We start from the raw sequence: 11644 nt of genomic DNA, 5'->3' as shown, positions 1-11644 counted from the left end.
GGAACCACATCGCGGCACAGCCCACCAGCTCTGTTTCACGGTGTCAACGTCGTCGACGGGTATGCCGATTTTGTCCGTTTCACCCGCGACTGCAACCCTTCGTGCGCACCTCTTTTTGGGGCTCGGCTCGCCTCCGGGGCGCTCTCGTCCGGCGCCGACGGTCGGTGCTCCCTCGCTCCTTCGTCGCTCCCTCGCGCTCTCCCTTTCGGCACCGGCGCGCCCCTTCGGCTCGCTCGCGGGCCGTGCCTGGCGGGGGTCAAGGACTCACCCGCGGGTGGTTGCCCCGGACTTCGCCCGCGGGTGGTGGCGCTGGACTCACCCGCTCGTGGTGCCCTGTCGGTTCCCGGTTCCGGTCCCCGTCGTGTCGCGCCGGGTCACCGGGCCGTCACCCGGGTAGGACTGTGGCTGTCCTGACTGGGCGTTGCCGAGACATCGCAGGAGCCGCGAGTGGCCGCTTATCTCGACCGTGACGGAGCCGACGCACTGGAGGTGCCGGCCCAGGACGCACCCCCGCCGCCGCCCGAGCTGGTGGCGCTGGCACAGGCCCACGGGGTGGACACCCGCCACGGCCCCGGCGGGCTGCCGGCCGGCGGCCGCACCCTGGTCGCCGTCCTCGCCGCGCTCGGGGTGGACGCCGCCACCCCGGACGCCGCCCGCGAGGCCCTCGACCGCCACCGGGCGGAGCAGCGCGCCCGCCTGCTGCCCCCGACCGTGGTCGCCCGGGCCGGGCGCCGCACCGCGCTGGACCTCCCCGCCGACACCCGGCTCACCGTCGTCCTGGAGCAGGGCGAGCGGTGGCGGCTGCCGAACGGCCACGCCCACTGGCTGCCCGACGACCTCCCGCCCGGCCGGCACACCCTGCACGCCGAGGCCGCGGACCGCACCGCCACCGCCCACCTGATCGTCGCCCCCGACCGCCTCCCCGCCCTCCCCGGCCGGGGCTGGGGCTTCCTCGCCCAGCTGTACTCCGTGCTCTCCGACCGCTCCTGGGGCATGGGCGACCTCGCCGACCTGGCGGACCTCGCCACCTGGGCGGGCTCCCTCGGCGCGGGCTTCGTCCAGATCAACCCGCTGCACGCGGCCCTGCCCTCGACGCCCTCCGACCCGTCCCCCTACCGCCCCTCCTCCCGGCGCTTCGCCGACCCGGTCCACCTGCGGATCGAGGAGGTGCCCGAGTACGCCTACCTGGCCGGCGAGGAGCGGGCCGAGGCCGACGAGCTGCTCGCCCGCGCCGCCCGGCTGCGCGCCGAGGTGCTGGTCCACGACGGTCTGATCGACCGCGACGAGGTCTGGGCCCTCAAGCGCCGCGCCCTGGAGCTCCTGCACGCCGCTCACCGCCGGTACGCGGACGGGCACGGCGCCGTCCGGACGGCCGCGTTCGACGCCTACCGGGCCCGCGAGGGCGAGTGGCTGGAGCGGTACGCGGTCTGGAACGCCCTGGCCGAGCGCCACGGCGCCGACCACCACCACTGGCCGAAGGGCCTGCGCCGCCCCGACTCCCCGCACGTCCGGCACGAGGCCGCCGAACTGGCCGACCGGGTCGCCTTCCACCGCTGGCTCGCCTGGCAGGTCGACCGCCAGCTCGGCCGGGCCCAGCAGGCGGCCCGCACCGCCGGCATGCCGGTCGGCCTGGTTCACGACCTCGCGGTCGGCGTTCACCCGGACGGCGCCGACGCCTGGGCACTCCAGGACGTCCTGGCCGCCGGGATCTCGGTCGGCGCGCCGCCGGACGCCTTCAACGCGCACGGCCAGGACTGGGGCCTGCCGCCCTGGCGCCCGGACGCGCTGGCCGCCGTCGGCTACGCGCCCTTCGCCGAGCTGATCCGCGCCGCCGCCCGGCACGCCGGCGCCGTGCGGATCGACCACGTGATGGGCCTGTTCCGGCTCTGGTGGGTGCCGGCCGGGCACGCCCCGACCGAGGGCGTCTACGTCCGCTACGACGCGGAGGCGATGCTCGCGGTGCTCGCCCTGGAGGCCCACCGGGCCGGCGCCGCCGTGATCGGCGAGGACCTCGGCACCGTCGAGCCGGGGGTGCGCGAGGAACTGGCGGAGCGCGGCGTCCTGGGCACCTCGGTGCTCTGGTTCGAGCGGGACTGGCAGAGCGGGGGCGCGATCCTGCCCCCCGGGCGCTGGCGCCCGGGCAGCCTGGCCACCCTGACCACGCACGACCTGCCGTCCACCGCGGCCCGGCTCTCCGGCGAGCACGTCGAGCTGCGCCACCGCCTCGGCCTGCTCTCCCGCGCGCTCGGCGAGGAGCAGGCGGAGGCGGCCGCCGAGCTGGCCGACTGGCGGGCCGAGCTGCTCCGGCTGGGCCTGCTGTCCGGGGACGAGCCGCTGTCGGCCGCCGCGCTCTACCGCTTCCTGGCCGGTACCCCGGCCGAGCTGGTCGGCGTCTGGCTGCCGGACGTGGTCGGCGACCCCCGCCCGCAGAATCTGCCCGGCACCTGGGACCAGTACCCGAACTGGCGGCTGCCGGTCGCGGACGGCTCGGGGCGCCCGGTCACCCTGGACGGTCTGGCGGCCGCCCCGGACGCGCGGACCCTCGCCGACCTGCTGCGCTCCGTGGGCGCCCGACCGGCGGCCGGGCCCGGACCGGCTCCCGAAAGGCCGACCCCGCCGAGCGGCCCGGCGTAAGTCACGGGTAAGTTGGCACCGTGGACAAGAGGAACGCTTTGCGAGCCGGCGCGGTCACCGCCACGGTCACGCTGATGATGCTGCTGTCGTCGCCCGCCATGGCCCTCACCCGGGACGACGGCGACGACCCGGGTAGCGGCCTGAGCGTCGCCCAGACCCTCGGCCTGTACGTGCTGCTCCCGATCGCGGCCTTCGTGATCATCGGCGGCCTGGCCGCGATGCCGTACGGCAACAAGGACAAGAAGAAGTAGCCGAGGGCCCTCCGCCACGGAGCCCAGCACAGACCCCGAGGGGGCGCCGGACGAGGTCCGGCGCCCCCTCGGGCGTTCTCCGCTCCGGGTGAGGCACGGCCCGGTGCGGGGTGCGACCCGGTGCGGGGTGCGGCCCTCCTCCGCGTGGGAGGGGGACGCACCCCGCCGGTGTCAGCGCTGTCCGGCGGCCCGGTCCACGGCCTGCGCCTTGAGCGCCCGCTCCACCCCGGCCCGCGCCTCGACGACCTGACGGCGCAGCGCCGGCGCCGGCTCCGCGGCGGTCAGCCAGGCGTCGGTGGCGTCCAGCGTGCCCTGCTCGACCAGCAGCGCCGGGTACAGCCCGACGATGATCTGCTGCGAGATCTCGTGGCTGCGGTTCTCCCAGACGCCCTTCACCGCGGCGAAGTACTTCTCCGCGTACGGTGCCAGCAGCTCGCGCTGGTCGGCCTGCTGGAAGCCGCCGATCACCGCCGCCTGCACGTAGTTGGTGAGCTCGTCCGAGTCGACCACGGAGGCCCAGGCGGCCGCCTTGGCCTCGGCCGTCGGGCGCGCCGCCCGGCAGCTGGCCGCGTGCTCCTGGCCGGCCGCGGTGTTGTCGCGGGCGAGTTCGGCCCCGATCGCGGACTCGTCGGCCCGACCGGTCGCGGCGAGGCGGCCCAGCAGGGCCCAGCGCAGCTCGGTGTCCACGGCCAGGCCGGGGATCACGGTGCTGCCGTCCAGCAGCCCGGCCAGCAGGTCGAGCTGACCGTCGGTCCGGGCGACGGAGCCGAGCACCCGGGCCCAGGCCAGCTGGTGGTCGCTGCCCGGCTCGGCGTCGCGCAGCGCCTGCTCGGCGGCCTCGGCCCAGCGGGCCAGGCCCTGCTCCCGCCACTCCGGGTCGGCGTAGACGTCGAGCGCCAGCTTGACCTGCCGCTGCACCGACTGGACGACGCCGATGTCGCTCTCCCGGGGCAGGCCGGAGAGGGCCAGCGTCAGGTAGTCGCGGGCGGCCAGCTCGCCGTCACGGGTCATGTCCCAGGCGGAGGCCCAGCACAGTGCGCGCGGCAGCGCCTCGGTGAAGCCGCCGAGGTTCTCGGTGACGACGGCCAGCGAGTCCTCGTCGAGGCGGACCTTGGCGTAGGTGAGGTCGTCGTCGTTGAGCAGGATCACCGCGGGGCGGTGGCGGCCGACCAGCTCCGGCACCTCGGTGCGCGGGCCGTTGACGTCTAGCTCGATCCGGTCGGTGCGCACCAGCGCGCCGTCGTTGAGCTCGTACAGGCCGACGGCGATCCGGTGCGGGCGCAGCACGGCCTCGCCCTTGGCGCCGGCGGGGAGCGCCGGGGCGGTCTGGAGCACGGCGAAGGACTCGATCTCGCCGTCGCTGTTGAGGGTCAGCGCGGGGCGCAGCACATTGATGCCCGCGGTCTCCAGCCACGCGGCGGACCAGGACCTGAGGTCGCGGCCGCTGGCCTTCTCCAGCGCGCCGAGCAGGTCGCCGAGCCGGGTGTTGCCCCAGGCGTGCTGCTTGAAGTAGGCGCGCACGCCCTCGAAGAAGGCGTCCTGGCCGACGTACGCCACCAGCTGCTTGAGCACCGAGGCGCCCTTGGCGTAGGTGATGCCGTCGAAGTTGACCTGGACGTCCTCCAGGTCGTTGATCTCGGCCATGATCGGGTGGGTGGACGGCAGCTGGTCCTGCCGGTACGCCCAGGTCTTCATCTGGTTGGCGAAGGTGGTCCAGGAGTTGGGCCACCGGGAGCCGGGGGCCTCGGCCTGGCAGACCGCCTCGGCGTAGGTGGCGAACGACTCGTTCAGCCAGAGGTCGTTCCACCACTCCATGGTGACGAGGTCGCCGAACCACATGTGGGCGAGCTCGTGCAGGATCGTCGCGGCGCGGGCCTCGTACGCGGCGTCGGTCACCTTGGACCGGAACACGTACTGGTCGCGCAGGGTGACGGCACCCGCGTTCTCCATCGCGCCGGCGTTGAACTCCGGCACGAACAGCTGGTCGTACTTGGCGAACGGGTAGGGGAAGTCGAACTTCTCCTGGAAGTAGTCGAAGCCCTGCTTGGTGACCTCGAAGATCGCCTCGGGGTCCAGGAACTCGCGCAGCGAGGGCCGGCAGTAGATGCCCAGCGGCACCTTCTGCTCGCCGTTCTCGTAGCTGTCGAAGACCCCGACGTAGGGGCCGGCGACGAGTGCGGTGATGTACGAGGAGATCCGGCCGGTCGGCGCGAAGCGCCAGACCCGGGTGTCGCCCTCGCCCTCCGGCTCGGGGGTGGGCGAGTTGGAGACCACGACCCAGTCGGCGGGCGCGGTCACGGTGAAGGCGAACGCGGCCTTGAGGTCGGGCTGCTCGAAGGAGGCGAAGACCCGGCGGGCGTCCGGCACCTCGAACTGGGTGTACAGGTAGGTCTCGCCGTCGACCGGGTCGACGAACAGGTGCAGACCCTCACCGGTGTTGGTGTAGGCGCAGTCGGCGACCACCCGCAGCTCGTTCTCGGCGGCGAGGTCCGGCAGCGCGATCCGGCTGTCGGCGAAGGCGCTGTTGTCGAGCCGCACGCCGTTGAGGACGATCTCGTCGACGCTCGGGGCGACCAGGTCGATGAAGGTGGCCGCGCCCGGGGTGGTGGCGGTGAACCGGACCACGGTCGTGGACCGGAACGTGCCCCCCTCTCGGGCCGAGCTCAGGTCGAGCTCGATGTCGTACGCGTCCACGTGCAGGAGGTCGGCCCGGGTGCGGGCCTCGTCACGGGTCAGGTTGGTGCCGGGCACTCGCAGGACTCCTTTGTCGGGCTGATGCCTGGCATCCTGCCATGTCCGCCCGCGAGTGCCGGAGGAATACTCCCCGGGTACGACGCGGGCGGGGCGGTACGGGCCGTCGGGCCCGCACCGCCCCGCCCGGGGTGTCCTACTTCTTGACGAACTTGAACACCGGCGGGTCGATGCTGCTGCGGGAGAACCCGTAGAGCGCGCCGTCCGAGTTCAGCACGAACTCGTTGCTGCTCAGGCTGATGCTGAAGGAGGAGGAGTCCTTGCCGAGCGCGATGGTGCCGAGCTCGCCGACGGCGCCGTCGGCGGGGGCGAGCGTGGCCAGCTTGGCGTCGGTGCCGTAGCCCATGTCCATGACGACCCGGACCTTGCCCTCCTTGTCCGTGCCGGAGACCAGCCGCAGGCCGTCCTTGGCCTTGCCGTCGGTCGACCAGATCCGCTTGCCGGTGTTCAGGTCGTAGGCGTTGACCGAGGGCTTGGTCGGGTTGGTCTGCACGTACAGGGTCGTGCCGCTGACCACGCTCTGGGTGATGGCGTCGCCCAGGCCGCTGAGCCGCAGGCTGTCGTAGCCGGGCTCCTTGACGGGCATCTGGGTGCCGGCCTTGTTGGTCTTGTCGAACGGAAGCACGTAGTCGCCGTTCGGGCCGCTGGTCACCGAGACCACGAGCGGCTGCTCGGAGAGCACCTTGTCGACCCGCTCGATGCTGCCGGTCAGGGTGATCGGCGCGGGCGAGGCGACCTTGCCGGTGTCCGTCTCGACGATGACCAGCTGCGACTTGACGGTGGTGTTGAGGCCGTAGCAGCGGTCGGTGACGACGATCTGGGCGCCGGCGACGGTGCCGTAGACGCTGCAGTCCTTCTCGCGCGGCTGGAACGACCAGGCCGCGGAGCCGTCGGCGATGTTGACCGCGGCGGCCGTGTTGGCGCCGATGCCGACCACCTTGTCGGTGACGGTCAGGGTGGGGGAGGACATCCGGCTCTGCCCGACCTTCACGGTCCAGCTCAGCTTGCCGGTGGTGAGGTCGACCGCGGCGATGGTGGAGCAGTCGCTGTCACCGGTGTTCAGCGCGATCGCGGCGATGTGCTTGGAGTTGGCGCTGTACGAGGCGGAGCAGAACTCCTTGGCGCCGGAGGGCACCGGGATGTTCCAGGCCTCCTTGCCGTCCGAGGTGTTGACGGCGCGGATGCCGGTGGTGTCGGCGCGCACCGCGACCTTCTCGGCGCCCCAGATGGCGAGCATCCGGGTGGAGCCGCTGACCGAGCTGGCCGGCTTGTCGGCCGCCCAGGCCGGGTTGTAGGCGCCGGCCTTGCCGCCGCCACCGCCGCCACCGGTGCCGCCGGTGCCGCCGCCGGTGGCCGGCGCGGTGACCGTCCCGCCGGTGGCGGTGGCGTCCCCGCCGGTCCCGCCGGTGACCTGGCCGGTGGTGCCGCCGGACGCGCTCGGCTCGTCGTTCTTCTTCTTGTTGTCGTCGGTGAACAGCACGATCAGCGCGGCGACGATGGCGATCGCCAGCACACCGCCGATGATGCCGCCCCAGACCATCACCGGGTTGCGCTTCGGCGGGGCGACGGGCGCCGGGGCACCCGGGTAGCCGTAGCCCGCGCCCTGCTGCGGGTAGCCGTAGCCGGCGGCTCCGCCGTCGGCGGGCGGGGCGGTGTACCCGTACTGCTGGCCCGCGGCCGGGGCGCCGAACTGCGGCTGGCCGGGGGAGGGGTCGTACGGGCCCACCGGCGGGGCCTGCGGCGGGGCGCCCGCCGGGCTCTGCGAGGGGAAGGCAGGGGCGGTGGGCGCGTAGGCGTACGCCCCGGCGGCCCCCGGTGCCCCGGCCGGCGGCGCGGGCGGCGCGGCCGGGGCCGGCGGTGCGGCCTGCCCGGGGACCGCGGCCCCGTCGAGCTGTGTCTGCTGGTCGGCCACGGCCGCCGGGTCGACGCCGCCCGCCGGGCGTCCGAGCGAGACGCCCCGGTTGTCCGGACCGCCGCCGGAAGCTTCGCCAGCCCCCGGTGTAGGGTTGTCCCCTGCCATCTGATGCCCCGTCATGTCTGGAATCGTCCCGGGAGCGGCGCGCATCCGCGGCCGCAGGGACGGGTGAGATTGGGCACCATCGTACGGGGGGCCGGTTTTCGGACCGGCGCCGGAACCGGAGCTCCCGGCCGACCCCGCGCCGACCTGCGGCGCTGTCAGCCCCCGGCCCGCCCCGCCGACCTGGGCCGGGACCGCTCCGACGACCCGCCCGCGCTCCTCGGCGGCCCCTCCTCCCTCACCACCTCTTCGCCCACTCTCCCCCGTGCCTTCACCGGCAGACAGGCTCTGCAGGGCCTGTCTCCCGGGCCCTTGCCGGGGTCGCGGCGGTGGGGCACGCACCTCGCCGCGTTGTCGTCGGTCGCCAATGGCCCCCAGCCTCCGGCCGGGAGGTGCCCCCACCTCCGCCTTGCGATGCACGCACCCCACCGCCGCGACCTGACCGACAAAATCCGGGAGACAGGCCCTAGGCTTCAGGAGTTGAAAGGGGACACCCGGCGGAGGGGTCCCCGGCCCCCTTGGGAGGGTGGATCATGTCGACGGACACGCCGGGCTCGCAGTCCTCGCTGCACCGGGCCAACCTGGAGCGGGTGCTCCGCGCGGTGCGGATGGCCGGCTCGCTGACCCAGGCCGAGATCGCCCGCGGGACCGGACTCTCGGCGGCCACGGTGTCCAACATCGTCCGAGAACTGAAGGAGAGCGGCACCGTCGTGGTGGCCGACACCTCCTCCGGCGGACGCCGCGCCCGCAGCGTCTCGCTCAGCGGTGACGCCGGCATCGTGGTGGGGATCGATTTCGGCCACACCCATCTGCGGGTCGCGGTCGGCAACCTCGCCCACCGGGTCCTCGCCGAGGAGAGCGCCCCGATGGACGTCGACGTCTCGGCCGCGCAGGGCTTCGACCGGGCCGAGGCCCTGGTCGAGCGGCTGCTCGCGGAGGCCGGCTTCCGCCCGGACAAGGTGATCGGCGTGGGCCTGGGTGTGCCCGGCCCGATCGACGTGGAGACCGGGGCGCTGGGCTCCACCGCGATCCTGCCCGGCTGGACCGGGATCGCTCCCGGCCGCGAGCTGGCCGAGCGCCTCGGCATGCCGGTGCACGTGGACAACGACGCCAACCTCGGCGCCCTCGGCGAGCTGGTCTGGGGCGCCGGCCGGGGCCTCGGCGACCTCGCCTACATCAAGGTGGCCAGCGGCGTCGGCGCGGGCCTGGTGGTCAACGGGCAGATCTACCGGGGCCCGGGCGGCACCGCGGGCGAGATCGGTCACATCACCCTGGACGAGGCCGGCCCGGTCTGCCGCTGCGGCAACCGGGGCTGTCTGGAGACCTTCGTCGGCTCCCGCTACCTGTTGAACCTGCTCACCCCGACCCTCGGCGCCGAGCTCAGCCTGAGCCGGGTGGTGGAGCTGGCCCACCAGGGCGACCTCGGCTGCCGCCGGGTGATCGCCGACGCCGGCCGACAGATCGGCACCGGTGTGGCCACCCTCTGCAATCTGCTCAACCCGCGCCGGGTGATCCTCGGCGGCGAGCTCGCGGACGCCGGCGAGCTGGTGCTCGCGCCGATCCGCGATTCGGTGGCCCGGTACGCGATCCCCAGCGCGGCCCGCCAGCTGTCGGTGGTCCCCGGTACCCTGGGCGGCCGGGCCGAGGTCCTGGGCGCGCTCGCCCTGGTCATGAGCGAGGCGGGGGACTCCAGCGCGCTCGCGGTCGCCCGGCACTGAGTCCAGGCGCCGCCCCGGCCGGGTGCAACGACACGCCGGTTTTCCACGTTCACCCGAAAGAGTGACCGCCGAGGTGGCTGGCGCGTACCGGCCGTCGGTACCGGACGCCCCGCCCGGCGTCCGGTGGGCGGACATTAGACTCGACCGGTCGACACCGGGCAGCGACGCCCGTCGGACCTCCGGTCCGCGAACACGAACGAGGAGGAACGGGTGGCCCTGCTGACCCGCATTCGGGGACCGCGCGATCTCGACCGGCTCACGCCCGGACAGCTGGCCGCACTGGCCCAGGAGATCCGGACCTTCCTGGTGACCGAGGTCTCCAAGACGGGCGGCCACCTGGGCCCGAACCTCGGCGTGGTGGAGCTCACCATCGCGCTGCACAAGGTGTTCGACTCCCCGCGCGACCGCATCCTCTTCGACACCGGCCACCAGAGCTACGTCCACAAGCTGCTCACCGGCCGCCAGGACTTCTCGGGGCTGCGGACGAAGGGCGGCCTGTCCGGCTACCCCTCGCGCGCCGAGTCCGAGCACGACGTGATCGAGAACTCGCACGCCTCCACCGTGCTCTCCTACGCCGACGGTCTGGCCAAGGCCAACCAGCTGCTGGGCAAGCACGACCCGGTGGTCGCGGTGATCGGCGACGGCGCGCTCACCGGCGGCATGGCCTGGGAGGCGCTCAACAACATCGCCGACGCCGAGGACCGCCCGCTGGTCATCGTCGTCAACGACAACGAGCGCTCCTACTCGCCGACCATCGGCGGCCTCGCCAACCACCTCGCCACCCTGCGCACCACCCAGGGCTACGAGCGCTTCCTGTCCTGGGGCAAGGACGCGCTGCAGCGCACCCCGGTGGTCGGCCAGCAGCTGTTCGAGACCCTGCACGGCGCCAAGAAGGGCCTCAAGGACTTCATCGCCCCGCAGGGCATGTTCGAGGACCTCGGCCTCAAGTACATCGGCCCGATCGACGGCCACGACCTCACCGCCCTGGAGTCCGCGCTCACCAAGGCGCGCGGTTTCGGCGGACCGGTGATCGTGCACTGCCTCACCGAGAAGGGCCGCGGCTACCACGCCGCCGAGAACAACGACGAGGACCGTTTCCACGCGGTCGGCGTCATCCACCCGGAGACCGGCCTGCCGATCAAGAGCTCCGGCAAGGACTGGACCTCGGTCTTCGCCGAGGAGATGGTGGCGCTCGGCCACGAGCGCGAGGACATCGTCGGCATCACCGCCGCGATGCTCCACCCGGTCGGCCTGGCCCCGTTCGCCGAGGCCTTCCCGGACCGGATCTTCGACGTGGGCATCGCCGAGCAGCACGCCGTCACCAGCGCGGCCGGCCTGGCCACCGGCGGGCTGCACCCGGTCTTCGCGGTCTACGCGACCTTCCTCAACCGCGCCTTCGACCAGGTCCTGATGGACGTCGCCCTGCACAAGCTGGGCGTCACCTTCGTGCTGGACCGCTCCGGTGTCACCGGCACCGACGGCGCCTCGCACAACGGCATGTGGGACATGTCGATCCTCCAGGTCGTCCCCGGCCTGCGGCTCGCCGCCCCGCGCGACGCCGACCAGGTCCGCGCCCAGCTGCGCGAGGCCGTCGAGGTCAAGGACGCCCCGACGGTGGTCCGCTACTCCAAGGGCTCGGTCGGCGAGGCCGTCCCGGCGGTCGCCACGGTCGGCGGCATGGACGTCCTGCGCGCCGCCGTGCCGGACTCCCTCGGCGAGGCCGAGGACGGCCGCCGGGCCGATGTGCTGATCGTCTCGGTCGGCGCGCTCGCCCCGATGTGCCTGGAGGTGGCCGACCTGCTGGCCGCCCAGGGCATCAGCTCCACCGTGGTGGACCCGCGCTGGGTCAAGCCGGTCGACCCGGCGCTGCCGGGCCTGGCCGCCGAGCACCGGGTGGTCGTCACGGTCGAGGACAACGGCCGGGTCGGCGGTGTCGGCGCGACGATCGCCCAGGCGCTGCGGGACGCGGACGTGGACCTGCCGGTCCGTGACTTCGGCATCCCGCAGGAGTTCCTGGACCACGCCTCGCGGCCGGAGATCCTCGCCGAGATCGGTCTGACCGCCCCGGACATCGCCCGGCAGGTGACCGCCCTGGTCTCCCGGCTGGACGTCGCCACGGTCGAGGCCTGACCGCTCCTCCGGGGGAGTACCGCCGTCCGGGGGAGAGCCCCGGACGGCGGTACTCCGCCCCGGCTCTGCGACAGCTCTGCAACAGTGAGGCCGATAATCGCACCAAAGGCGGGACCGGCGCTGCCCGTGCCGATTCCGCCCGG

6 protein-coding genes are annotated in these 11644 nt (G+C 73.8%); 4 read left to right on the top strand and 2 right to left on the bottom strand.

Annotated features, from left to right (window positions below; translation table 11 throughout):
• Positions 1-489: 489 nt before the first annotated feature.
• A complete protein-coding gene (gene malQ, locus ACIPYS_RS14290; protein WP_400746246.1) occupies positions 490-2634 on the top strand; it encodes a 4-alpha-glucanotransferase in 2145 nt (714 codons plus the stop codon).
• Between the two features lie 20 nt (positions 2635-2654).
• A complete protein-coding gene (locus ACIPYS_RS14285) occupies positions 2655-2885 on the top strand; it encodes a hypothetical protein (protein ID WP_030395011.1) in 231 nt (76 codons plus the stop codon).
• 171 nt (positions 2886-3056) lie between these two features.
• On the opposite strand, the gene pepN is transcribed toward ACIPYS_RS14285, so the two are convergent.
• Together pepN and ACIPYS_RS14275 are read right to left on the bottom strand one after the other, a co-directional pair.
• Complete coding sequence (pepN, locus tag ACIPYS_RS14280) at positions 3057-5636, bottom strand: aminopeptidase N (protein WP_400746118.1); 2580 nt, start codon at positions 5634-5636, stop codon at positions 3057-3059.
• 136 nt (positions 5637-5772) lie between these two features.
• Positions 5773-7671: a PQQ-binding-like beta-propeller repeat protein gene (locus ACIPYS_RS14275; RefSeq protein ID WP_400746116.1), complete on the bottom strand. Its 1899-nt coding sequence runs from the start codon at positions 7669-7671 to the stop codon at positions 5773-5775.
• A 515-nt stretch (positions 7672-8186) separates the two neighbouring features.
• Between ACIPYS_RS14275 and ACIPYS_RS14270 the strand changes: the two genes are divergently transcribed.
• Together ACIPYS_RS14270 and dxs are read left to right on the top strand one after the other, a co-directional pair.
• Positions 8187-9371: an ROK family transcriptional regulator gene (locus tag ACIPYS_RS14270; protein WP_093860132.1), complete on the top strand. Its 1185-nt coding sequence runs from the start codon at positions 8187-8189 to the stop codon at positions 9369-9371.
• A 210-nt stretch (positions 9372-9581) separates the two neighbouring features.
• Positions 9582-11501, top strand: coding sequence for a 1-deoxy-D-xylulose-5-phosphate synthase (dxs, locus tag ACIPYS_RS14265; protein WP_093860131.1), 1920 nt, complete (start codon positions 9582-9584; stop codon positions 11499-11501).
• Positions 11502-11644: the final 143 nt, after the last annotated feature.

Origin of the sequence: Kitasatospora sp. NPDC089913, from assembly GCF_044748625.1 — a bacterium.
In the GTDB taxonomy this organism is placed as follows: Bacteria; Actinomycetota; Actinomycetes; order Streptomycetales; family Streptomycetaceae; genus Kitasatospora.
This window is presented reverse-complemented; position numbering and strand designations above follow the sequence as displayed.

What these genes read in the sequence shown, in the direction of transcription:
- ACIPYS_RS14275 (WP_400746116.1), bottom strand. Translation starts at nt 7,671, where the DNA reads ATGACGGGGCATCAGATGGCAGGGGACAACCCTACACCGGGGGCTGGC.
- ACIPYS_RS14270 (WP_093860132.1), top strand. Translation starts at nt 8,187, where the DNA reads ATGTCGACGGACACGCCGGGCTCGCAGTCCTCGCTGCACCGGGCCAAC.